We start from the raw sequence: 24,542 nt of genomic DNA on the forward strand, positions 1-24,542 counted from the left end.
ATGAACACAAAATTTTTAGCCATAACAACGGCGGCCTGCCTGAGTCTGCTCAGTTCATGCAGCAAAGAGTTTCTGGAAAAAACACCCCTGGGCGTGGCCAACGAGCAGCTGCTGGCCAGTAAAGCCGGGGTAAACGGCGTCCTGATTGGCGCCTACAGCCTGCTGGACGGTGTTGGTTCCGGGCCAACCAACACCTCGTCGGGCAGTAACTGGATCTTTGGCTCGGTCTCGTCGGATGATGCCTATAAGGGCAGTGACGTAGGCGATCAGGCGCAGATTACCACGCTGGAGCGCTATTCGTTCCAGGCCGATCTGGGCCTCTACAACGACAAATGGGTAGCCCTGTACGACGGCATTTCGCGGAGCAACGACGTGCTCAAACTGGTTCCGCGGGCCACCGACATGACTGAAGCTGAAAAAGCACAGACTATGGGCGAAGCCCGTTTTCTGCGGGCCTGGTATTATTTCGAAGCGAAGAAAATCTGGAATATGGTACCTTACGTCGACGAGACCACGACCGACTACGTGAACGTTCCCAACAACCAGGACATCTGGCCGAAGATCGAAGCCGATTTTCAGTACGCCATCACTAACCTGTCGGTCACCAAAGCCAACCCCGGCCGGGCCAGCAAATGGACGGCAAAAGCCTACCTGGCGAAAGCGCATATGTACCAGCAGGATTACGCAGCGGCTAAACCCCTGCTGGAAGACGTAATCAACAACGGCCCATTCAACCTCACGACGAATTACCACGACAACTTCAAAATTGCGACGGAGAACAACGTGGAGTCTGTCTTTGAAGTGCAGATGTCGGTGGGTGACGGCGGCAGCGGCCAGAACGGCAACTGGGGCGACAACTGGAATTTCCCGTACGGATCGGCACCGGGCGGCTGCTGCGGGTTCTACCAGCCCACCCAGAACCTGGTAAATGCCTTTAAAACCGACGCCAACGGGTTGCCCCTGCTCGATACGTTCAACAATACCGACGTGAAGAACGACGAAGGCCTGGCCTCCACGGCGGCCTTTACGCCCTACGACGGTACGCTTGACCCACGCCTGGACTGGACGGTTGGCCGCCGGGGCATTCCGTTCCTGAACTGGGGCGTTCATCCCGGCCGGAACTGGATCCGCGATCAGAGCTTCGGAGGGCCCTATACGTTCAAGAAGTTTTTTGCCTACAGCAACGAGAACGCGGGTGCCGAATCGCCCCGCGCGAATGCCAACAACTACCGGGCGCTTCGCTTTTCGGACGTGCTCCTGATGCGGGCCGAAGTCGCCGTTGAAGAAAACGACCTGCCGACGGCACTACGTATCGTGAACCGGGTGCGCACCCGCGCGGCCAACGTCGTGGTGACAGACGACGCGGGTAAACCAGCCGCCAACTACCTGGTTAAACCGTACCCTGCCTTCGCCAGTCAGGACTATGCCCGTAAGGCCGTTCGCTTCGAACGCCGGGTGGAGCTGGCCATGGAAGGGCACCGCTTCTTCGATCTGGTGCGCTGGGGCGCGGCCAGCGACGTGCTCAACGCATACCTGGCAAAAGAAAGTACCAGACGGACTCACCTGGCCGGTGCTACGTTCACCAAAGGCCGTAACGAGTATTTCCCAATTCCACAGGCCCAGATCGACATCATGGGCGCCAGCGTCCTGAAGCAAAACTAATCGTGCCGCTGGTGCGGGAGAGTGCTACTGATGACTGTCGGCGACTCCCGCACCAAAAGCAAGCCCTTCGTATTTCCGTTCAACCTTACGTACTCATGCAACATTCTTCCACGTCACATTGCGGCACGTCGGCCACCTCTCGTCGGGACTGGCTCAAAAAGTCAGCCGTCATTGGGTCGGCTGTACTGAGCGGACAGCCCCTCCTCGCCGACCCCGCGCCGGTCTCCGCTCCTGTTACCCGGCGCATTCCCATCAGCGTGTCGACCTATTCGTACTGGCATTTCCAGGAGAAGAAATATCCGATCGAAAGCGTCATCGAAGACGCAGCCCGGATCGGTTTCGACGGGGTCGAGATTCTGCACCGGCAGATGACCGACGAATCCATTGGGTACCAGAATAAGCTGAAACGACTGGCGTTCGACAATGGCCTGTCGCTGCCTCTGCTGTCAATTCACCAGAGTTTTGTGGACCCTGACCCAGCCAAGCGCAGGAAGGACATTGAGCATACCGAGCGCTGCATCAACATCGCGACGCAGATGGGCATTCCCTGCGTCCGGATGAATACGGGGAGCTGGCGTACCGTCAAACGCGACGCGGAGTATTACAAAACGGGTGTGGAGCCACCCCTGGCAGGCTACACGGACGAGGATGCTATCAAGTGGTGCATCGAGGGCATGCAGGAGTGCCTGAAAATTGCCGAGAAAGCCGGGGTTGTCCTGGCCATCGAGAACCACTGGGGCTTATCGTCGAACATCGACCATCTGTTGAAAATCTACAAGCCGCTGGCGTCGTCGCCCGCCATGGGTATGAACGTCGATACGGGTAATTTCGTCGGCGAGCCGTATTCGCAGCTGGAACGTATTGCTCCCTACGCAACCATCGTACAAGCCAAAACGTATTACGGCGGAGGGCATTATTACGACAAAGACCTCGACTATACCCGCATTGCGCAGATTCTGCAGAAGGCTAATTTCAACGGTTACGTATCGCTGGAAATGGAAGGCAAAGAAGACCCTAAAACCGCCGTTCCCAAGAGTCTGGCCGTACTGAGAAAGGCGTTTACATTCAATAATGCCTAGGGGCCACACGGTACAAAAAAGGGTGTTGGCGCCGAACCAACACCCTTTTTTGTTTACTTACCCCACCAATTATTTGTCTTCTATGCGCCGATTTGCCTTACTGCTAACCGTTTTCGTTTGTTCGTTACGCATTGTTTACGGACAGGGCAGGGTTTCAGTAGCAGCCACGGTCGCCCCAACCTACGTCAATACCACCTATTTCAACCGCTATTTTTACCCGGAAAGCGACGGGCAACTGGTAGAGCCTATCCAGATCAATGGCGTTCGGGGAACGGCGGGGTTCTCGGCGGGGGCAACGGTTCATTACAACTGGGTACCGGCCTGGTCGGTGAGCAGTGGCATCTGGTACGATCAGCACACGACCCGGCAGGAACGCATGGCCGTGGCCGGCGAGGGCATGAACAATATCCGGCAGCGCGCCATCCGAGTCCCGCTGCTGCTCAATTTCCGCTCGTCCGACAAGCGGCTGTCGCCCTACTTCTCGTTCGGCTGGCTGTTCGACTTTCCCTTCACGGCCCGCGTGCTGGTCGACCGTCCCGATCAGGGCACCCAACGGCTGCGGCTTCTGACCAACAAAGGCCCCGTTTTTCACGTACTGGCGGGGGCAGGAATTCACTACCGACTTACCCCCCGCTACAGCCTCCTTTTGCAACCTACGGCCAGCTATAACCTGGGCAGTTTTGGTGGCTATGCGTCGCATAACGACGCTTATGCGTTCAGCCTGCAAACGCAGCTGGTTTATTCATTTTAGTTTAGTGTCCGTCACCCGGGAGCATTTCTTTCAGTTTAACCCTGTCGATGCGGCCAACTGGAATTTCCGCGTTGTTGATCCGGATGTAAGTCGCCTTGATGGCCTGACTGCACTTCAGCGCAACGACAAAGCACCGGACCGGTTCTACGCTTCCACCAACCTGGATCTGGGTGTCGAAACGCCGGATGAAACTACCCTCTCGATCCTGGCCAAAATCAACGCCTTTTTCAGTCAGCGGCCGGGCCAAAGCCTACTCACGGACGGGTAACTATCTGGCAGATCGTACATGCCTGAAGCCGCTTTTCATGTACGGCATACATGGCCCAGTGCATAACTAAACGGCCTGAAGCCGCGTCAAATCGTATCGTCGTCGTTATATTCGCCCATACATAACGATTTACTGTCCAGAGTTCCGACTTTACCCAGTTTCTATGCTCAATTCTACCCTGCTGTGGTTAGGTTTAGCCGTTCTTCCTGCCGACACCATTCCCGACAAGGACACGGTACGTTCCCGGGAACTGGCTGAGGTGGTTGTGTCGGCGTCGCGGATTCCCGAATCGATTCTACGCTCTCCCGTGAGTATCGACGTGCTGGATGCCCGGCGCATCCGACTATCGGCTCAACCCTCTTATTTTGATGCCATCGAAAACCTCAAAGGTATTCAGGTGCTCACGTCCAGCCTGGGGTTTAAAGTGTACAACACGCGGGGCTTTGCCAACACGACCAACGTACGGTTTGTGCAGTTGGTCGACGGCCGGGACAACCAGGCTCCTCATATTGGCGCGCCCATTGCCAGTGCGCTTGCCCCCTCCGATCTGGATATTCAGCGCGTAGAAGTCGTGCCGGGGGTAGCTTCAGCCCTGTACGGTATGAATGCCCTGAACGGTCTGGTCAACATCATTACGCGAAACCCTTTCGATTCGCCGGGGCTGAGCATTGGTCAGAAAACGGGCGTGAACCACGTGAACGATCAGGCGGTTTCGGCCAAGCTTTATTCAGAGACGAGTTTACGGTATGCGCAGCGCATTGGCCAGCGCTTTGCTTTTAAGGTTAACCTGGTGTATCAGCGCGGCTACGACTGGGTAGCCGCCAATGCGATGGACCTTAACCCGAACGGCAACGCGTCGCTGAATTTGTTTGGTGCTAACAACCCAGCCCTCGATCCGGTCAACAGCTACGGCAACGAAGCGGCCAACCGGCGTACGCTGACACTGGGCGGACGGCGCTACAGCATCGCCCGCACCGGCTACTATGAAGCCGAGGCCACCGATTACCAGCTGCTCAACCTACGGGGTGATCTGTCGCTGCATTACCGCTTTACCCCAACAACCGAGCTGGCCTATACGTACCAGGTAGCCACGCTGAATAACGTGTATCAACGTACCAACCGCTTCCGGCTGGAGAACTACGTGCTGGAGCAGCATAGCCTGACGTTTACCTCGCCTTCGGTCCAGGTTCGGGCGTATCGTTCGCGGGAAAACACGGGTAATTCCTATAACATCCGGTCGATGGCAGAGAACATCGATAAATCGTTCAAGTCAGACAATCAGTGGTTCTCGGACTTTACCAGCCAGTTCAATGCCAGTAGCAGGGCTGACGTACCGGTGACGGCTGCGCTGCAGGCTGCGCGGGCCTTTGCCGATCGGAGCCGTCCCGTTCCCGGAAGCGATGCGTTCAATACGTTGATCGACAACCTACGGTCAATCAATAACTGGGATACTGGCGCGGCTTTGCAGGTAAAATCCTGGCTGTATCATGCCGAAGGGCAGTGGGAACCCACCAAAGTAATCCTGAAGAATTTCCGGCAGCGAACGGGTATCGATCTGCTCGCTGGTTTTGATTTCCGGCGCTACGTGGTCTTCCCCGATGGGAATTATTTCATCAACCCCACCGAGCCGGGACGGAATCTGGTGTACGGTAAAGAAGGCGGTTTTGTACAGGCCAGCCGGAGCTTTCTGGCCGATCGGCTGAAAGTGACGGGATCGCTGCGGCTTGACAAAAACACGTATTTTGATCCCCGTCTGAATCCCCGCCTGGCTGTGGTGTATTCACCAACCCAACTCCACAACGTCCGGTTATCGTACCAGAACGGCTACCGGTTTCCTTCCCTGTTCGAAGCCTTTTCGAACGTAAATTCTGGCGGGGTGAAACGGGTGGGCGGCCTGCCCATCATGTCGCAGGGAATCTTTGAACGGGCCTATCTGCGTACGTCCATTGATGCGTTTCAGGCCGCTATTAATACCGACGTAAACACCAACGGGCTGACGACGAACCAGGCCATTCAGAAAAACAGGGGCTTACTGCGCGCCAGTCCATACACCTATATCAAACCCGAGCAGGTAAACAGTTTTGAGATTGGCTACAAAGGGCTATTGTTCAAGCAGCGGCTGTACGTTGACGTCGATTTCTATTATTCAACCTACCGCAATTTTATGGCGCAGGTCAACGCCAATATCCCCCGTGGTAGCAATCCCGACTCGCTGGCGTATTACTTTGCCAGCTCAACCACGCAGGATCGCTACCGGCTCTGGACCAACTCCCGGACGCGGGTGTATAACTACGGGGGCAGTGCTGCGCTACGGTATAGCCTGACCACCAACTGGTCGCTGGGGGGCAATGCCTCGTTCGCCCGACTCGACCGCGCCGAAAACGGCGACGGGCTGGAAAGTGCCTTCAACACGCCGAAGTGGATTACCAACCTGACGCTCACGAACGGCAATGTCTGGAACGACATCGGCTTCTCGGTCAACTACAAATACCAGAGTGCTTTCCTGTGGCAATCGGAACTGGCAACGGGAACAGTACCCGCCATCAATACCGTCGACGCTCAGCTTAGTTATCAACTCCGGAAAGCCGGTGTACTGATTAAAGTAGGTGGTACGAACCTACTGAACCGCTCTTACTATACCTTCATCGGCGGACCAGCCGTGGGTGGCTTCTACTACACTAACCTGGTCTGGGAACTGGCTAAGTAATATTTTGGGACAGGATTACAGAATTGTCACCTGTTAATCCTGTCCCAAAATTTTGCTCTACCAGGGGCTGATGCCCGTTTCTGGTGAATTATCGTCGCTGAAGAACTGACTGGTTGGCCCATCCGGCCCTAAAACAGCGGCTTTGACCACGCGGGCAGCGGCATCTTCGACGGTGCCGGGACCGGAGTGGTGGTTGAAATCAGTAGCCGTATAGCCTGGGTCAACGGCGTTTACCTTGAACGCCGTATCGCGCAACTCATACGCCAGCATAATGGTGTAGGCATTCAGAGCCGCTTTGGAAGGGCCATAAGCCGCTCCTTTAACGTGGTAGTATTTCCAGGTCGGATCGGTATGTAGCGTTAGTGAGCCCAGCCCCGACGTTACGTTCACGATCCTCGGTTCGGGTGATTGTTGCAGCAGGTCGATAAACGCCTGGGTTGTTTCAATCACCCCGAAAACGTTTGTTTCGAACACCTGCTTGATTATACCGATGTCCGTACTGAGCGCTGGTTGCGACATACCACCGCTAATCCCGGCATTGTTGATGAGGACGTCAAGGGTACCTGTTTTCTGACCCAGCGTCTGGCGGGCGGCTTTGATCGAGTCGACGTTATCGACATCAATGACAATCGGTTCGACGTTAGTCAGTCCTTCCGATTTTAGCTGGTCAACGGCCTGCTGGCCTTTTTCCGCATCGCGACTACCCAGATACACGTAATAGCCTTTTTGTAGTAATTGCCGGGCGGCTTCGAAGCCAATGCTTTTGTTTGCTCCTGTTATCAGTGCTGTTTTCATGATCGAGTTATTAACAGGACAAAGCTACCGGGTTACCTGCGCCCGGCAGGAACATATTCTTCGGTATTACTGGTACATTTCACGGATACTAAGTCGATACTCCGCCGGCGTCAGCCCGGTTTCCCGCTTAAAGAAGCGGTTGAAGTAAGAAGCCTCCGAAAAACCAAGATCAAAGGCGATTTCCTTGAGCGAATCCTGGCTATGAAACAGCAGACGTCGGGCTTCCAGTACCAGGCGGTCGTGAATGTGGGCAATGGCGGGTTTGCCGCTCTGGGCTTTGACCACTTCACTCAAATGCCCGGCGGATATATTCAGCATGGATGCGTACTCGCTCACTTCGTGCTGCGCGCGGAAGTATTCATCGATTTTGGCCTGGTACCTTTTCAGCAATAGTTTATCGGGAGATGCTTCGTTATTCCGGTATTGTTCGGTATACAACCGGCTCAGGTGCGTAAGCAACACCGTCAGGTAAGCCGCCAGCATCCGCTGCTGCCACTGGCCCGGGAGCCGGTATTCGGCGTATAGCTTATCCAGTATATCTTCTACAAAGGCGACATCCGCTTCGGTCAGTAGCAGTTCGTGACCGTTCTGCGGATTCAGAATCAGCGGCAGATTGATCAAGGCTGTATTCTCCTGTAACGCCAGAAATTCATTCGTAAACGCAAGGCTGGTGCCCCACATCGGCTTCGCTTCTTCTTTCACTTGGATCTGACTGGGCACGGTGAAGTAGACTGTATTGTCCTTTACTTCATAGGGCCTCATGTCTACCCAGTGGCGACTGTTGCCGCGTTTAACAAATACCAGTAGATAATACGCTTTCCGGTGAGGTACGAGAATATCTGACTGGTATTCGATCGTTCCTTCGGCCCGCGCCATTCTGAATAGTTTGCTGCCGTACCGTTCGTCCTGGTCGGAGGTGTAAACGGGTAAGTGCTCGTCGATGCTGAGTACATTCATTGCCTAAAACTACGCGTTTTTCGGCAAGAGCTTATTCTCCCAGTTTCTAATCAATGTACCGAACAGCGGATCAAAATCGGTTTTATCGTTCCGGTGTTCCCATTTGCTATTTATTAGTGGTCGGCAAGGTATCGGGGTATCTTTGTTACCTAATCAACTCGAGTTATGAGCACAATGCAAAAACGAACATTAGGTACAGGCCCCAACGGGCTCGACATATCGGCTATTGGATTAGGCTGCGTGGGTATGAGCTTCGACTATGGGTCATGATTTTTTATTTCTAGCCAACAGGTAACAGAGCAAATACGGGAAATTTCCCCTTGTGGGCTGATCGCCTGATGAGGATACTTGAATTTGATTCTAGTATGCATATTCAGATGAAGCAAATAAATTGGCCAGCGAGATGGTTGCTGAGTCTGAGTCTCTTACTAGTTCTGATAGCAGAGACATCAGGGCAGTGGAAGACGTTTAAAGAGTTTGATGAGGAAGTCAAGAAAACCTATGAGCAGCTCCGGTTTATGGATGTAAATCTTGACGTCAATGGCGTACGGCTCAGGGGCGTTCCGTTTGGCTATGCCTTTGCCTACTTCGACCGGGGCAACGCCCAGCGCTGGCTGATGGTCAACCAACGCTTGTTATATAAGCAGTTTATTGAAGAAAAAGATAAGATAAAAGAAAAAGATAAGATAAATCAATTGCAAAATCAAACCCTCGACCGCGTTCGTGGTCTCATTGCCCACGAATGGTCGCATCATTTTCTGGGGCATACGTTCGAGCGTATATCCCGGCTCAATGAGCGGGACGCCGACATCTTGACTGGGCGCATCCTCTATGAACACTACAACCAGGATAACTCTAAACAGGATAACTCTAAACAGGATAACTCTAAAAGTGAGCTTGACACCACTAACTTAGGGCGTAGCCTGGCAGTTACTCGTTTCTACACTAAGTCAGGACGCTATCACCTGTCTAAAGAATCCAGGTCTAAGCTTATTAAAAAAGGTTATACAACGGCGTGGCTACTTAAATTTTACACAAACTTGCCTAATAATCTAAAATTGACATCTTTACAAGATAAACTTAATAATATAGAGATAAAACGCCAGGAAGATAGCCTACAATCTGCATTGGAAGAAACAAAAAAGAAAGCTTCAGAGGCAAAGCGCATTGAGATTGAAAAAAAAATAGAAGAAAATGAGGTTGAGTTATATAAGTTAAAAAATAACTTATTAATAATTGCTGATAGTACTACTAAACAAATAGTAAAAGATAGTTTAGAAAGGCTTATAACAGATAAAGATACTTCATCTATAATTAATAATATCAAATCTTTAAAAGAAAATATAAATATATCAATAATTGATGCCGTTAAAGCAGCTAATAATGGTTTTAAATTCAGTGAAAAAAAAGAAAAAATAAGTTCTAATATTAAGAACAATAAAAAAATTGATTGGTCTGACATGTATGGATCATTATATAATATAGTATACATCCATCAAAAGGATCTAAAATCAGAATTTCAATTAATACTTAAGAATTTTTTTGAAAAACCTAATACGCTATGCAACTTATACTATGAATTAGTAGGAGATGTAACTTTTACCGTAAATATTTCAACGCTAACCGTTAATATAGCCCAAAATACAAATAATAAGTCTGTAAAAATTAAAGACTACAAAGACCCTAACTCTCTTTTTCTGTACACATTCCGTATAGAGGAAACAAATTATTTTCTGGATTGTAACTACCATCTCTGGGAAGAAACGATTGGGGCACCTGCTATTGATAACAAATTATTTTTACAACAATATAAATTAACTAAATAATGAAAAAAAATTTACTAATTCTATTATGTTTCATTACCAGCAACTGTTTTGGCCAAACTGCCTATTACGATGCCTTATTTTGTGCCAGCCTGCGGCCAGAGGATTGTGCAGAGCTTAATGGATTAACAGGCGCAGATGAAAAAGTGATGGACGAATTAAAAGGCTTTCTGGAACGTCCTTTTGATACTTTAAAACCCCTGCCCGATTTTGCCCGGGCCCGCCTTATTCTAAGGCGGCAGCAAGCAATGGACGACTTTGGGTCGAAATCCTCCGGTGCCACGGGGATTCAGGCTGCTAACCTGCTGCTGTCTTTTTTTAATGTGTCCAGCCTGTCGCCCGCTCAATCTGATTCGCTCCTGAACGGCATTACCATTTATTTCGAGAAGGGTTTCCGGCGCGAGTATGCTCAGACGTACATCCGTCTGTTTGATCGCTCCATCGGAAAAGTGGGTGAGTTGCAAGTTTTGTTTCCGGCTACTCACGCCAAAATGCGCACCTTTGATCCGGCGCGGTATAAAAGCCTGGGCAATGAATTAAAAGCCGTTTTCGACGATGATATGGCCCATTCGCTAACGTATTTAATGAATCATATCGACAATCCCGACACGGATAAAAAATATCAATTACTAACCCCAGCTTGGTGTGCAAGAGTAAGCCAATTAAACGAGTATAAATATATAAAACTTTCGGCCAGTATTGGGCAGAAACTTATCGATGGTGTGCACCCTGGCAACATCATTGCTACCCTGGCTAATAATTATGAAGACGGTTATCCAAAGGATTTGAAAGATAAATTTTTTGTACTCAATCTCCTTCAGCAGGCCCTCCGCGATACGGCAGCTTCGACCAGTGGAGGCAAAAACGTATGGATAGACGTTGAAAAGCTAGGTAAGCTAGATACTCCCCTTAAACGGGCTTATTTTACGGCCTTACTTTATCATGCTGATAGGACCAAATTCACATCGTTCTTTGATCCTAAGCTTATTATACCCGACAAACCAAGAGATACGCTCACCACAAAGTTTGCTGCATACAATACGATAGGTCCAAAGGTAACGGGTATTTTATCATTACTTGGCCAAATGGATAATTATAGTCATTTAAAAGGGCAGGATTTATTTACGGAACAGAATTTCCTGCCATTTATGGAAATGATGGTCGATGTGGTGAAATTAATTGACAAAAGAGAAAATGCACAATTAAGTACAACAATACTCAAAAATGGTTTTTTATTATATAATGCCATCCGGGTTAAAAATTACCAAAACATGCCTCATTATGTGGCCGAGACACTAAAACCCGCACTGGTAAAATACAGTAAAAAAAATATTAGTCCGTTATTAAAAGCCAAAGTGTTTTCTGATAGCACCAAATTTAATAAGCAAACTTTTTTAGAAAAAATAAGACAAAATAAAGATTCTACATTGAATGAATTTATAGATGGTAATTCAATATTAAATGATTTGTTCCCCAAAGATACAATTAAAAAAAATAGCAAAGAAATCCTGAATTATTTTTCAAAAATCAGCTATCAGGCTGATAGTATAGCCCTTGGCATGCTCGATTTATTTCAAAAGATAGATAAGGTAACGGCGTTTACGTCGGGAGTCGTTAGTGCTACCAGCAGCGAGGGAATCAGTGACGTGATCAGTCAGTTTGCCGCCCCGTCCTCAACGGCTGTCGATAAGCGGGGAACGCCGTTTTCCATCACCGTAACAGGTATGCCGGGGCTTTATGTGGGTATGGAGCGTTTTGTGCCTGAACAGGTTCCAACTTCCTTTACGGCTACGAATAACTACCGATTCAACGGAGGGATAACGTTGCCTATTGGCGTTGACTTTACGTTTGCGCTGCGCGATTTGTGGGGCAAGAAGAAAAAAAGCCTGGACAATAATCCGCCAAACCCATTTTCGTTGGGTGTATTTGCCAGTGTCATTGATCTAGGGGCCATGCTGAACTATCGGTTGGCAAATAATTCGAACACCTTGCCCGAACACGTCCCTTGGCAAAGCATTTTGTCGCCGGGTGTCTCGGTTGTACTTGGATTTCCCAATTCGCCCCTTACGCTGGGACTGGGGTATCAGTATGGCCCTAAACTGAGAAAGTTTAAACAGGAGAATGCTACGCCCTCAGCGCAACCTCAGGAAACGCCGGACGAACTCAATACGCATCTATTCCAGTTGCGGTTAGCCTATGATATTCCCTTATTTCGTGTTGTCGGACGGCGATAGTTTAGCTGCCATTAGCCCGATCCAAAATTTGATGACTTCGTAGCTGGGCTAATACCAACGCTACCTAGAAGTGGCAACCCCTGCACGGTGCACGACAATTGCTATATCGGTGTAGCGCGTACCTACGACCTGAATCTGGGTCGAGGCTGCTTCAATCTCTTGCAGTTCACTGGCTGGGCTGACTGCTGAATGGCAGCCGCCCCATTGTTTTCTGTCAACCGGCTGATCCTGGTTAGGCTAGGAATGAAGACGATCCAGGGTTTATGCGTCAGCACACACGCCAGGGTAATCCGAGCAATGGTGGCGTGGTGACGTCCGGCAAACTAGTTCAGCAGATTGAGTAATGTGCGTTTTTTATAGCGTGTTCATAACCCGAGTTGATCAGGTAACAAAGGTCCAGGATGCTTTATCGACAACTAATAAAAGCAAACGGATGCTCTGTCTTTGCCTGTTGGCTTTGTTCAATGAGCAGCAGATGGAAAAATCGACAGGTTATAAAGCTGCAAAGAAGCCGGGCCGCCCTGTTTTCCGACGCTGAAATTTTGAAATGGGGAAAATAAAATTTACAGAAGCGCTTACACGATAGGAGCTTTTGTAAACCGGCCCCAAGCAATGAAGGCCGCGATCACGATAACACCAATATTAAATCCAATATTGGCCCCCTCTCCGCGCAGCAGGTGAAAGACGGTAGCGCAGATCATCAGGAGAATTATGCCAACGGCAGCGACGGGTGTCAGCCTCGGCTGGATACGTAACGCGGCAGGCAGGATTAATCCGAGTGCGCCCAATAAATCAATAACGCCCGTAAACCGGACAAACGTAGCCGATACTTCGCCCGCCCAGGGCCACATGGCAGCCAGCTCCGTAATTGGCTTGGCTATTTTCACATAACCGGCCCAGAGTAACAGAATGGCAGTTAGTAGCTGGGCAATCCAGAGAGTAAGGTTAAGAACTTTCATACTGTCTTGTGAGTGATTTATGTCCACAAAACTAGGCACATTACTATCCCGTGGGACGGCACTTTCCCTACGGAAAGCGCTATCCCGCGGGATAGTAATGTCGTTCATCCCGAATGATTATCTTGTTTCTTACTCCACTTCTTCTGTAAACGGATCAGGGGATAATTTTATCCTGACGCAGTTGGGTAAACAAATCAAAGAATGAGTCCCGGGTATCCTGATAACCCGTAAAGCCCAATTTTCGACTTTTCGACATATCTGTCATGACCTCAATTGGTCGCCCCAGATCCAGATCGGTATGCCAGGGCGACGCCAAACGCAGTAAATCCGGTTCCCGCAGGCCATGCTGACCAGCTATCTGCTGCCACCGTTCTTCGTCACGGGCCATCTCCTGCTCCAGCGGCCGTATCGTGCCATCGAATCCCTGGTACTCAACACCAAACCATTCCGCCAGCTGAGGCCACAGCCAGTTCCACCGAAAAACATCTCCGTTCGTAATGTTGAAGGCTTCATCACGAGCACCGGGTGTGGTAGCGGCCCAGATCATCTGATCAGCCAGGATTCGGGCATCGGTAACGTCGGATAAGCCGTTCCACTGGGCACCCGAGCCCGGCCAGCTGAAGGTACGCCCTGTTTCTTTGCATATGCTGGCATAGACGGCTAAGGTCGTACCCAGGTTCATCATATTCCCAACGGCTTTGCCGATTACCGTATGGGGCCGGTGAACGCTCCAGCTAAATCCATCCCGCCCGGCTGCGGCATACACCTCATCTTCCTGAGCGTAATAAAAATTGTCGAGTGGCAGACGAGGATGCTCTTCCCGAACCGGTGTCAGGGGAAGCGTCCCTTCTTTGGCGTAGGCGTCAAAAGGTCCCAGGTAATGCTTCAGTCCGGTAACCAGCGCTACGTGCTGAACAGACTTTTTCGGGGATAATGCATTGAGCAGGTTACGTACCAGCGCGCTGTTGACCCGAATGTTTTCGGCCTCGGTATCTTTACGCATCCAGGTGGTAAAAAAGACATGGGTCGGCGCAATACCCGCCAGCGCCAGAGCCAGCGCTTTTTCATCCAGTAGGTCAGCCGCAATTGGTTGCAGCTGCTCAAGACTGGTAGTGGGATTACGGGCTAAACCGTAGGTACTCCAGCCGTTGGCGATAAGCTTCTGAGCCAGATTACTTCCCGTAATGCCGCTCACGCCAACGACTAATGCCGTATTTTTCATAGTATGTTCTGATTATTCACATCAGCCCCTGCCCTTCTATTATGAAATTTTCCAGTATGACACCGACGTAGCGTACTGGATAAAGGATGCGCTGAAATGGCTTCGTTTTATTACGGCAAAGGTAGGCCGGGCAGTACCCATTGCTTCTTGACCTGAAGCAAGAAATAAACTTGATCTGGATCAATCAACGGCTCTGGCGAAGGGCAAGACTCTTGCGAATCCGGCTGATGGTTTCCGGAGCCAGGCCCAGATAAGAAGCAATCAGGTGTTGAGGAACACGCTGAATGATCTGGGGATGCCGGTGAGCCATCTGGAGGTATTTCTCCTCGGCGGTATGCGTAATGGAACTGATTAATCGTCTATCCTTTGTAGCCAGGCTATTCTGATATAGCAACCGGAAATAGCGTTCCATGACAGGAACCCGCACCATCAGTGCATTATAATCAGCCAGCGAAATCATCAACAGCTGCGTTTCTTCAATAGCATCGATGTTTAGCAGGGCTTCTTCCTGGAAAAGAAAGCTGTTGAGATCGGAAATCCACCAGCCCTCCCAGCCAAAGAGATTGATGTGCTCATGCCCTTTTTCGTCGACATTATAGGCCCGGAGCAGCCCTTTCGTAACGAAGGAAAGATGCGTGCAGATGGCTCCCTGCTGAAGCAGATACTGCCGTTTTCGCAGCTTCCTGGCCATAAAAACCGATTGTATACCTTCCCGATCCTGCTCTGTTAAGGCAACTTTTTCCTGGATATGAGCAAACAGAACGTCAAACATGCAGTATTTGCCCCTTGGAGGGGCCGGAGGTGACAACTCCTGCAAATATACAATTATTGACTCGCAGCGACCGATTGAAACCGGATAACCAGTCGGCAGAACACGTTCGTACGCTTGACAAACGTCTGGTTGAAACCAAAACTAATCTGTTATCCTTTTGGGGATGTTTATACCTGTTTTCTCGGGTATACTACGTCACTTGCCCGCCCAGACAACCCTACGAATGATAGCCACCGGTGGATGCCCCAAGAATATTCTCTCGATCAAAGATGCCATGGAAGCCATCGAAGGTCGGTGGAAACTGCTGATCCTGTTCTCGCTGGTATCTGGCCCCAAACGGTTCAGGCAAATCTCCGGCGAGGTGACCGGCATTACCGATAAAGTGTTGTCGAAAGAACTGAAAACGCTGGAGTCTAACCAACTCATCAAACGCACGGTCTACGATACGTTCCCGCCTACTGTGCAGTACGCCATCACCGAACACGGCCAGTCGCTGGAGCGCGTCATGGAGGAACTTCACCGCTGGGGACTGATTCACCGCAAACAGATCATTGGTACGGAGTAGCCACTCAGTTCACCTGCCAGCGCTGCCCCTCGATCGACTGTTCGTCGGCCAGGATACGCATCCGGTAGGCGTTCATCGCCGTTTTGCCGAGCTGGTTGATGAGCTGGTAGTTAGCGACAATCCCCACGGCCGCACCAATGCCCGGAATGAGCTGTGCCATTTTCGACAGATCAATATAATCACGGTATTCCTGCTGGAACGTCAACCAGTCGAACTGATGAATATCGTCGGGCAGTTGCCGGCTGTGTTCGGCCCAGTTGGCCAGGTGCTGGTACACCACCTGCCGACGTTCCTGACTCGAAAAGGCCAGCTGAAAGACATATAAAATAAAAACCCGTTCCCGGTAATCGCTGATCGGAAAGCCGTACAACGCGCCAATATCGAACAGCATTTTCATCTTCAGGCTCAGCAGCAGCGGAAAATCGGCCAGGCCCATCAGCAGGCCACCCGCCCCCGTAACGCCCCCCTCGGCCGCACCCGCTTTCCGGTAGAAATCAATACGTCGGGCTACGGCCGCGTCGCGCTCGATCAGGCTCAGTCCCTGTTGTGGCTGCCGGGTCAGAAACTCGGAGCCAAACAGGACCGCCCGGGTCATCTGTTTGATCGTGGCGGTAATGACCGCGTGGACCCGCCGGGGAATGATTTTATTGATTCGTCGCTGCACGGATGTCGACAGTCGCCCCAGTCTCGAAGGCGGTTTTTGCATAGCCTGCTGCCAGCGGTTGATTTCGGCGCGAACGGTTGCTTCGTAAGGTGTCATGGTGGTGGTATTCCGAAAAAGTAGTACCTTGAAACGAATTAAAACGGCATCAGTCGTGTTTTAATAGCGTACTTCCCTCATAACAATCACCCTGCTGTTATCCAGTCTGCTCGTATGAAGAAAGTTTTTTTAGTGCTTATTGCCTCGTTGAATTTTGCCAGTACGTCGCCCGACGTAACGCCTGCACTTCCTCCCGCAACCGTACTCCCTGCCCCCTCCGTAACGGAGAATAATACGTATCTATCGGTGTACGACCAGCTTAATTTAAGTCATCTGGGCCTAAATAAAGACGTTTTTGCGTATGCATTACGCGGCTGGGAGAAAATGAACACGAACAAGGCGGTTTTGTCTATCGTCGACCTGAGCCAGCCGTCCAATAAGAAACGACTGTATGTCGTAGATTTATTGCAGAAGAAACTGTTGTTCAATACCTACGTATCGCACGGCCGTAACTCCGGCGATCTGGTTGCGAATAAATTTTCCAATACCCATTCGTCGTTCCAGACCAGCCTGGGTTTCTACAAAACGCTCAATACGTACATGGGCAAACACGGGCTGTCGCTGCAGCTGCAGGGCCTGGAAAAAGGCTTCAATGACAACGTGTATAACCGAAACATTGTCCTGCACGGAGCTGATTATGTATGCGAGGATATCATCCGTAAGACGGGCCGTCTGGGTCGTAGCCAAGGCTGCCCGGCCGTTCCCTATGCTGATTCAAAAGGCATTATTCAGGCCGTAAAAGGCGGCACCTGCCTGTTTATTTACTCGCCGGATACAGACTACCAGAAGCGCTCTACCTTCCTGGGTGGTGTCAGCTAAGTTTTTACCATTCATCCTCTGGGCTACCTGCCCCGGTCGGAATGATAAAAACAAAAACGGGTCGCCAATCGATTGGCGACCCGTTTTTGTTAAAGCGCTTTTTTATTCATTGCATACACATCTTTGTAGAACCGCAGTTTGCCGCTTGCATCTACGTCGGCGATGTTATAAGTAATGAAGACGGGCACCTGCTTTGGAATGGTCAGTGGTTTTGGCTTCTGATCGATCAGGCATTTGTTCATGAAACTGGCATCGAAAACTGGTTTCCCCAGTACCAGGTTCGCCAGTTCGACGGGCTTCTGCACCCGCACGCAGCCGTGACTCCGCCAGTGGTCGCTGGTAGCCGTAAACAGGTCCCGGCTATTAGTATCATGCAAATAGATGGCTAGTGGATTGGCCAGATCGAACTTCAGCAAACCCAGCGAGTTGTCGCAGCCCGATGCCTGCCGGATTCGGTACGGAAAATTGGTTTCTGATAGACTTTGCCAGTCAATCTCTTCAGGATCAACCTCTTGATTCTTGGCATCCAGCACCTGCAGGTTCTGGTTGTAAATAAACGACAAATCGCGCTGCATCTTGGGCAGCATCTCATTCAGCGCGATGCTTTCGGGTACGTTCCAGTAGGGATAAGCAATAATGCCCGTAATATACGTAGCCATCAGGGGGGTCTGCTTATCGGCCCGGCCCACAATCACCCGCATCGGTAGCAGCCGTTTGCCGGTTTGATCGAACACATTCAGCTCCGCAGCCGGAATATTGACCACTACGAATTTCTCGAGATCGAACCGGTTGATATAGCGATAGAAATTAAGCGTTTGTCGAACCAGTCGCAGCGAATCGGTCAGGGATGCTGTTTCGGGGCGCCGGCGCAGGCGGTTGTATTCGCTCACAAGTTGATTGTAAGGAGCCAGTTGGTTAGCCCCCTGTAAAGACGCCGGAGAGAACCCGGCGGTTTCCACTTCACGCTCGGCCGCGGCCTGTACCGCACTCGAATCTACCTTTTCTTTTTTCTTGAGCCCGTCAAACGCCAGCTGCGACGATTTTTTACCATACCGAAGTTCCAGCATCAGATCTGCCAGTCGGGTGGTCAGCCTGTCGGCGTCCTCACCGGTAACAGCTGCATAGCGGCTTGTGTCAATCCCAACGGAGTCGGCATAGCGACAAGCCTGACGTAACGTTGCCAGCGTCTGCTGGTACGTTTCTTTTCGCTGGGCAGTTTCCTCTTTTGCGCTCCACCAGTTATTAACCTCTAGGCCCACAAAGAACAGGGCAACTAGTCCCAGCACCGCACCCAGGGCGTACCAGGCATACTTTTTTTCGTTCGTTTCCATTTTCGTTGAGTAATCTTAATTTATAAACGTATGAGCCTGCAGGTTAGTTATAGATCTTACAAAAACGCCCTCACAGCAGGGCTGCGAGGGCGGCTATTTTTCGTAGTACTGTGTTGTTAACTGTAGGCAGGACCAGTTGTGTCGTTAGGCTTGTGCATGTTTCGATTTTGGTGCAGTTCGTGCACGTTTTCGCCAACCTCGTCCCCATCCATGTATTTATCTTCCAGTTCGTCGGTGGGTAGGGGCTCGGGGTCAATGACGCTGCCGGGGCCGCTGTTTCCCTCTACCGACTGATCTTCTAACCCATCCGGTGAAATAGCCTGTTTAGCCCGAATGATATCTTCTTTTTCCTGCGATTCCATAACGTTGCGGTTTTGTTGGTTTACAATCCGATTTACTTCTATAGAACCCGTCAGCTGCCAGATTGTTCAGTCTCATGTCGGGCACGACCTATAGCGTTAGTACCCTTTCGTACCAGCCTGTTTTTATTTCGAAAAGACACCCTTGGCAATCAGGTACGGAATCAGCAGCCAGAGTAACCCTTTGATCAGGAAAAAGAAAAAGCCGGCCCAGCCTACGCGTTTCAGCCACAGTTTAAAGCGGTCGTTCATACAGTCAAAGATAGAAATTTCTGCGTAGCCAGCGACGCAGACAGCAACGTAACGCCCATCCGGCTGTTGGTCCGGGGCCGCAAAAACAGCCGGATTATACCATTTTCAATAAATTTTTATTCGAAGGAAGCAATTTCGCCCGAACCGGTGTTATGTCTTCTACTAACCAATCGGCGCAGTCGCCATTTCCATGAACATTACCAAAGACAAAGTAGCAGCCATCCATTATACCCTGCGCGACAGCCAGGGCAACGTGCTGGATTCCAGCCAGGGCAGCGATCCGCTTTATTACCTGCACGGAGCCAACAATCTGATTCCGGGTATGGAAGAAGGGCTGGAAGGTCGTGCCAAAGGGGATGTCTTTAAAATTGACGTAACACCCGAAAAAGGCTACGGTCGGCGCGACGCCCGGCTGGTTGGCGAAGTACCCCGCAACGCATTCGGGCAGGCCGATATTCAGGTTGGCATGCAGTTCCAGGCCAATGACGGCCAGGTTGTCACCGTAACAAACGTTGGCCCTGACACGGTTACCGTTGATGGGAATCACCCACTGGCTGATCAGGATCTGCATTTTGACGTAGAAGTTATTGAGGTTCGGGACGCCAGCGCCGACGAACTGTCTCACGGCCACGTTCACGGTCCCGGCGGTCACCACTAATACTGAACGTGAGGAATCATCTGCAGCCCGGCCCCGAAAGCCGGGCTGTTTGTATTTTCGGCGTATCTTTGCCCCAGATTTATCATGGCACAGATTGGTACAGACCAGCAGCGGGCGAAAGCCCTGCTGGAAGCAGGCAACGTGGTTGGTATTCCGACCGAAACCGTGTACGGGCTGGCGGCCAACGCCCTCGATCCCGACGCAGTAGTAACCATTTTCCGGGTTAAAAATCGGCCCGCCTTCGATCCGCTTATCGTTCATACCGACTCACTGGACAAAGTGACCCGGTTCGTTACAGACCTGCCAGAAGCCGCCCAGCAGCTGGCGGCAACGTTCTGGCCCGGCCCTCTGACGCTACTGCTACCGCGTCAGCCCATCATTCCCGATCTCGTTACGTCAGGGCTGCCCACGGTAGCCGTCCGAATACCCAATCACCCCCTCACCCGTGCGCTGCTGCGCAGTCTGGACTTCCCCCTGGCCGCGCCCAGTGCCAATCCATTTGGCTACATCAGTCCTACCACGGCCCAGCACGTAGCCAACCAGTTGGGCGATCAGATTCCATACATTCTGGATGGCGGCCCTGCCCTTGTGGGACTGGAATCGACCATTGTAGGCTTCGAGGGCGGCATGCCCACCATCTACCGGCTGGGCGGTCTGGCGCAGGAAGCCATTGAGCAGGTAATTGGCCCGGTAGCCTTACGGAGTCACTCGACCTCTAATCCCAAGGCGCCCGGCATGCTTAGTAGTCACTACGCCCCACGCAAACCAGTTTATCTGGTTCAGCCCGGTGCTTCTCCTCCCCCGACGCCCCGCAGTGGCGCGCTGGTTTTCCGGGAGCTATTCGGCGGTATCGCCGGCGGAAACCAGCGTACGCTCTCGCCAACGGGCAACCTGAACGAAGCCGCCAAGAATCTGTTCGCTTACCTGCGCGAACTGGATCAGCTGGAAATCGACCAGATCTATGCTGAACTGCTGCCCCCCGAGGGGCTGGGCCGCGCGATCAACGACCGGCTCCGTCGGGCTGCCGCAACCGCCTGATCGATCGGGTTAACATCAGAGGGTATTTTCGGTTTTATCTATACAGCTATGTATCGTCGTTTGCTTCCGCTTTTTCCGTTTAAGACACGCGGTATAGTTGCTGATTAGCTTTTAGGTATGAGTAATCTTATAGTCCCCCCGGATCATTTGTTTCCGACTGGAGACGGCGTGATGCAGGCAAGCATCCGCTCGGTCGACTGGCCTGAAACCCCTATGGGCAAGCCGGACCAATGGCCAGCCAGTCTCCGGACAACGCTGGCTATCCTGCTGGCATCGCCCTCCCCTACGCTGCTTTTCTGGGGTCCTCAGTTCATCCAGTTTTACAACGATGCCTACCAGACTACGATTAACCAGTCGGCTACCGAGCCTATTGCCCTTGGCAAGCCGGCCGCTGATTCCTGGGCAAAAAACCGGATCGAACGGCGGGAGATTCTAAACTACATTCGAACAACAGGTCAGGCTACGTACCAGGAGAACCAGGCTGTCCCTACGCAGCGTAACGGCCATAATGAGCTTACATACTGGCGGTTTTTCTTTAGCGTAGTTCCCGACGAAACCAGTCAGACTGCGGGTATTCTGCTCGTTGGTCAGGAAACGACTAGGCAGCCGGTTACTCCGCCCGTACTCAGTGTTCAGGAAGAACAACTACAGTTTGCGATCGACTCCGCGGGTCTGGGCATCTGGGATCTAAACCCCGTTACGGGTAAGGTTACCGGCAACGACCGGATGCGGGCCTGGTTTAATTTACCGGTTCGGGGAGAGGTTGATTTAGCTCTGGCGATGGAAGCGATTCTTGAGAAAGACCGGGCGCGGGTGGCACAGGCCATTGCGGCCAGTCTTCAACCGGAAGCGAATGGCTACTACGACATAACCTATACCCTTGTTACTCCGCGCGAAACACTGGAACGTATCATTCGCGCAAAAGGCAAGGTTTTCTTCAACGAAAATCACGAGCCGATACGGTTTACGGGTACCCTTCAGGATATTACAAACGAAACGCATCTGCGCGAAGAACAACGGACGCTGATCGATTTGGTCGAAAGCAGCCACGACTACGTGGCCGTCATGGACATAGATGGTCGGCTGACGTACCTGAATGCCGCCGGCCGGGAGCTCGTTGGCGCGCCAGCCGACGTCAGGCTGAGTCATCTGCCACCAGACGTTTTATACACCCCGGAACAATTTCGCTTTTTTATTCATCGTATCCGGCCCAGCCTGCTGCAGACGAGCCGGTGGACGGGCTCGTTTTCACTCCGCCATCTGACCAGCGGTGAAGAGATTCCCTGTCATGCTGAATTCATCCGGATCAGCGACTCAGTAACGGGCGCCCCCCTATCAATTGGCGTCAATCTGCACGACCTCCGGTCCGAACAGGCAATACAGCAGGCACTGATCGATACGAACGCTGAACTTACCGATAGTATTCGCCAGTTTACGTTCGTTACGGATTTTATGCCGCAGATGGTATGGGCTACCCAGCCCAGCGGGCAGCACGATTTTTTCAACCAGCGCTGGTACGATTTTACGGGTCTGACTCCCGGCGAGTCGTTCGGTGAGGAATGGGCGAATGCCCTTCACCCCGACGACGTCGAGCGAACCAATCGCATCTGGACCGAATCGCTGACGACCGGCAAACCTTACGAAATCGAATACCGGATGTTGCGGTACGACGGTCAGTATCGCTGGCTGCTGGGCCGGGCGCTTCCCATGCGCGACGAGATGGGCCAGATCGTCCGCTGGTTCGGTACCTGCACGGATATTCATGATCAGAAAGCATTCTCGGCCGAACTGGAAGAACGTGTTGCCGACCGGACACAAGAGCTCAAAGCAGCTAACTATGACCTGAAACGGTCCAACGATAACCTCCAGCGATTTGCCTACGTAGCCAGCCATGACTTACAGGAACCGCTGCGCAAGATTCAGTCCTTCGGCGACATTCTCCAACAGACCTACTCGGCTCAGTTAGGCGATGGGGGTGAGCTTCTGGAGCGTATGCAGGCAGCCGCCCACCGGATGTCGACACTGATTCGTGATTTGCTGGCGTTCTCGCGCATTACAACCGAGCGGGGCCAGTTTGCCAGCGTGTCGCTGGGTGAGGTGCTCAATGGCGTTCTGCTCGATCTGGAGCTGGCCATTCAGGAATCGGGCACCGTCATTGATCTTGGCCCCATGCCAACGATTCGGGGAGACATCCCGCAGCTAAGTCAGCTTTTTCAGAATCTGATTTCCAACGCCATTAAATTCAGAAAGACGAACGACCCGCTCCCACACCGGATTTCTATTCAGGCTGACCTGATCGACGCAGCTGATCTTCCGCCCGCGGTCAAACCAGTCTTTCCGGCGCACCAGTATCACCGTATCGCCGTAGCGGATACGGGCATTGGATTCGACGAGAAATACCTGGACCGGATTTTTGAAGTCTTCCAGCGGCTGCATGGCCGCAACCAGTATGCCGGTACGGGTATCGGGCTGGCCATCGTTCAGAAAGTAGTTGATAATCACGGGGGGGCCGTTAGTGCCACCAGCCAGCCGGGGCAGGGCGCTACGTTTACCGTTTATTTCCCCGTCTGATTGGTCGGTTTATGAGCCCAGGCGGTTGCTTGTTACGTATCCAGTTCGGCACTACGTCCCTGTAGCCCACCGGTATGCACCGCCACAACCGTCGCGCCCTCGGGGAAGTACCCCCGCCGGGCGAGATCATAAATTCCGAAGAGCAATTTACCGGTGTACACCTGTTCAAGCTGAATACCCGTTTTCCGTTCAAACGTCCGGACAAAGGCCAGCAAGGCGGGTGTCGTCCGGGCGTATCCACCGAAATGATACTCGGTCACTAGGCGAAATTGGTCTGGCCTGGGCGGCTGATGAGGCATTGAAAATTCGGGGGCTTTCAACGCCAGAAAACCCAGTACCGTCGTCGGCTCCGGGGCCGCCTGAAGCAATCCCAGCACGGTCCCTCCCGTCCCGACAGCGCAGCACACGTAGTCGGGTACCTGACCCAGCTGAGTTATAATTTCGGGGATGATCTCCGCCGTTCCCCGTACGGCCAATTCGTTGGTCCCCCCTTCGGGCAGTACATAGCAGGGACCGAATCGGTTCTGAAGCTCGGCAACAAACGCGGGATCGTCTTTCCGGCGATAGTCGGACCGGCTCACGAAGTGCAGCTGCATGCCTGCGGCTTCGCAAAAAGCCAGTGTCGGGTTGCGGGGCTGGTCGGCCAGTTCCTCGCCCCGAACCACGCCAATTGTTCGAAAGCCCACTACCTGCCCGGCCGCAGCCGTCGCGTAGAGATGGTTCGAAAAAGCCCCGCCGAAGGTCAGCAACGTCCCGAAACCCTGCCCGCTCGCCAGCAGCAGATTGTACTTGAGCTTACGCCACTTGTTACCCGACACCAGCGGATGCAGCAAATCATCCCGCTTCAGGTAGAGCCGAACGGGAACCGATTCGGGGAACGGATCGGGCAGCCATTGCAGGGGCGAATTGGCGGTCAGGTCAGCAAGCTGCTGGGTAATATCGGGCATCTGCGTATCTTCG

At 52.0% G+C, this 24,542-nt stretch carries 22 protein-coding genes; 12 read left to right on the forward strand and 10 right to left on the reverse strand.

All coding sequences use genetic code 11. The annotated features are described in order from the left end of the window. From HU175_RS16405 to HU175_RS16425, 5 genes are all read left to right on the forward strand, one after another. A complete protein-coding gene (locus HU175_RS16405) occupies positions 1-1,662 on the forward strand; it encodes a RagB/SusD family nutrient uptake outer membrane protein (RefSeq protein ID WP_176567616.1) in 1,662 nt (553 codons plus the stop codon). A gap of 95 nt (positions 1,663-1,757) precedes the next feature. Continuing rightward, positions 1,758-2,741 carry a sugar phosphate isomerase/epimerase family protein gene (locus tag HU175_RS16410; RefSeq protein ID WP_176567617.1) on the forward strand — a complete coding sequence of 328 codons (984 nt, stop codon included), beginning with the start codon at positions 1,758-1,760 and terminating at the stop codon, positions 2,739-2,741. 82 nt (positions 2,742-2,823) lie between these two features. After that, positions 2,824-3,492: an outer membrane beta-barrel protein gene (locus HU175_RS16415; protein ID WP_176567618.1), complete on the forward strand. Its 669-nt coding sequence runs from the start codon at positions 2,824-2,826 to the stop codon at positions 3,490-3,492. Positions 3,493-3,496: 4 nt separating this feature from the next. Continuing rightward, the gene (locus HU175_RS16420) at positions 3,497-3,760 is read left to right on the forward strand and encodes a hypothetical protein (RefSeq protein ID WP_176567619.1); all 264 of its coding nucleotides are present in this window, start codon (positions 3,497-3,499) and stop codon (positions 3,758-3,760) included. 163 nt (positions 3,761-3,923) lie between these two features. Next, positions 3,924-6,467, forward strand: a complete 2,544-nt coding sequence (locus HU175_RS16425) for a TonB-dependent receptor (RefSeq protein ID WP_176567620.1) — start codon at positions 3,924-3,926, stop codon at positions 6,465-6,467. Positions 6,468-6,524: 57 nt separating this feature from the next. Here HU175_RS16425 and HU175_RS16430 read toward each other — a convergent pair whose 3' ends face one another. Further along, positions 6,525-7,262 (reverse strand): SDR family oxidoreductase, encoded by a 738-nt coding sequence (locus HU175_RS16430; protein ID WP_176567621.1) that lies wholly within the window; start codon positions 7,260-7,262, stop codon positions 6,525-6,527. A gap of 66 nt (positions 7,263-7,328) precedes the next feature. Then, positions 7,329-8,219, reverse strand: coding sequence for an AraC family transcriptional regulator (locus HU175_RS16435; RefSeq protein ID WP_176567622.1), 891 nt, complete (start codon positions 8,217-8,219; stop codon positions 7,329-7,331). 365 nt (positions 8,220-8,584) lie between these two features. On the opposite strand from HU175_RS16435, the gene HU175_RS16440 reads away from it, so the two are divergent. Both HU175_RS16440 and HU175_RS16445 read left to right on the forward strand, forming a co-directional pair. Continuing rightward, positions 8,585-10,045, forward strand: a complete 1,461-nt coding sequence (locus HU175_RS16440; protein WP_176567623.1) for a hypothetical protein — start codon at positions 8,585-8,587, stop codon at positions 10,043-10,045. Then, positions 10,045-12,276, forward strand: coding sequence for a hypothetical protein (locus tag HU175_RS16445; RefSeq protein WP_176567624.1), 2,232 nt, complete (start codon positions 10,045-10,047; stop codon positions 12,274-12,276). The genes HU175_RS16440 and HU175_RS16445 overlap by 1 nt, the downstream gene beginning before the upstream one ends. Before the next feature lie 575 nt (positions 12,277-12,851). On the opposite strand, the gene HU175_RS16450 is transcribed toward HU175_RS16445, so the two are convergent. The 3 genes from HU175_RS16450 to HU175_RS16460 all read right to left on the reverse strand — a co-directional run bounded on the left by HU175_RS16450 (position 12,852) and on the right by HU175_RS16460 (position 15,229). Then, positions 12,852-13,235, reverse strand: coding sequence for a DoxX family protein (locus HU175_RS16450; RefSeq protein WP_176567625.1), 384 nt, complete (start codon positions 13,233-13,235; stop codon positions 12,852-12,854). Between the two features lie 154 nt (positions 13,236-13,389). Further along, positions 13,390-14,457, reverse strand: a complete 1,068-nt coding sequence (locus HU175_RS16455; protein ID WP_176567626.1) for an SDR family oxidoreductase — start codon at positions 14,455-14,457, stop codon at positions 13,390-13,392. A gap of 184 nt (positions 14,458-14,641) precedes the next feature. Next, on the reverse strand, positions 14,642-15,229 hold the full coding sequence (locus tag HU175_RS16460; protein WP_176567627.1) for a Crp/Fnr family transcriptional regulator: 588 nt from the start codon (positions 15,227-15,229) through the stop codon (positions 14,642-14,644). A 163-nt stretch (positions 15,230-15,392) separates the two neighbouring features. On the opposite strand from HU175_RS16460, the gene HU175_RS16465 reads away from it, so the two are divergent. Next, positions 15,393-15,794 carry a helix-turn-helix domain-containing protein gene (locus tag HU175_RS16465; RefSeq protein ID WP_317167751.1) on the forward strand — a complete coding sequence of 134 codons (402 nt, stop codon included), beginning with the start codon at positions 15,393-15,395 and terminating at the stop codon, positions 15,792-15,794. A gap of 4 nt (positions 15,795-15,798) precedes the next feature. Here the strand turns inward: HU175_RS16465 and HU175_RS16470 are convergent, their stop codons facing one another. Then, the gene (locus HU175_RS16470) at positions 15,799-16,554 is read right to left on the reverse strand and encodes an EcsC family protein (RefSeq protein ID WP_176567628.1); all 756 of its coding nucleotides are present in this window, start codon (positions 16,552-16,554) and stop codon (positions 15,799-15,801) included. Between the two features lie 114 nt (positions 16,555-16,668). On the opposite strand from HU175_RS16470, the gene HU175_RS16475 reads away from it, so the two are divergent. Further along, positions 16,669-17,373, forward strand: a complete 705-nt coding sequence (locus HU175_RS16475) for a murein L,D-transpeptidase catalytic domain family protein (protein WP_176567629.1) — start codon at positions 16,669-16,671, stop codon at positions 17,371-17,373. An 89-nt stretch (positions 17,374-17,462) separates the two neighbouring features. On the opposite strand, the gene HU175_RS16480 is transcribed toward HU175_RS16475, so the two are convergent. The 3 genes from HU175_RS16480 to HU175_RS24970 form a co-directional block, all read right to left on the reverse strand. Beyond that, positions 17,463-18,704: a L,D-transpeptidase family protein gene (locus HU175_RS16480; protein ID WP_176567630.1), complete on the reverse strand. Its 1,242-nt coding sequence runs from the start codon at positions 18,702-18,704 to the stop codon at positions 17,463-17,465. 116 nt (positions 18,705-18,820) lie between these two features. After that, positions 18,821-19,066: a hypothetical protein gene (locus HU175_RS16485; protein WP_176567631.1), complete on the reverse strand. Its 246-nt coding sequence runs from the start codon at positions 19,064-19,066 to the stop codon at positions 18,821-18,823. A 123-nt stretch (positions 19,067-19,189) separates the two neighbouring features. Continuing rightward, positions 19,190-19,315: a hypothetical protein gene (locus HU175_RS24970; protein WP_255433020.1), complete on the reverse strand. Its 126-nt coding sequence runs from the start codon at positions 19,313-19,315 to the stop codon at positions 19,190-19,192. A 190-nt stretch (positions 19,316-19,505) separates the two neighbouring features. Between HU175_RS24970 and HU175_RS16490 the strand changes: the two genes are divergently transcribed. The 3 genes from HU175_RS16490 to HU175_RS16500 all read left to right on the forward strand — a co-directional run bounded on the left by HU175_RS16490 (position 19,506) and on the right by HU175_RS16500 (position 23,582). Continuing rightward, positions 19,506-19,973, forward strand: coding sequence for a peptidylprolyl isomerase (locus tag HU175_RS16490; protein ID WP_176567632.1), 468 nt, complete (start codon positions 19,506-19,508; stop codon positions 19,971-19,973). An 84-nt stretch (positions 19,974-20,057) separates the two neighbouring features. Next, positions 20,058-21,011: an L-threonylcarbamoyladenylate synthase gene (locus HU175_RS16495; RefSeq protein WP_176567633.1), complete on the forward strand. Its 954-nt coding sequence runs from the start codon at positions 20,058-20,060 to the stop codon at positions 21,009-21,011. Between the two features lie 117 nt (positions 21,012-21,128). After that, the gene (locus HU175_RS16500) at positions 21,129-23,582 is read left to right on the forward strand and encodes a sensor histidine kinase (RefSeq protein ID WP_176567634.1); all 2,454 of its coding nucleotides are present in this window, start codon (positions 21,129-21,131) and stop codon (positions 23,580-23,582) included. A gap of 32 nt (positions 23,583-23,614) precedes the next feature. Here HU175_RS16500 and HU175_RS16505 read toward each other — a convergent pair whose 3' ends face one another. Then, positions 23,615-24,529 carry a 1-aminocyclopropane-1-carboxylate deaminase/D-cysteine desulfhydrase gene (locus HU175_RS16505; RefSeq protein ID WP_176567635.1) on the reverse strand — a complete coding sequence of 305 codons (915 nt, stop codon included), beginning with the start codon at positions 24,527-24,529 and terminating at the stop codon, positions 23,615-23,617. Positions 24,530-24,542: the final 13 nt, after the last annotated feature.

Origin of the sequence: Spirosoma sp. KUDC1026 (genome assembly GCF_013375035.1) — a bacterium.
In the GTDB taxonomy this organism is placed as follows: Bacteria; Bacteroidota; Bacteroidia; order Cytophagales; family Spirosomataceae; genus Spirosoma.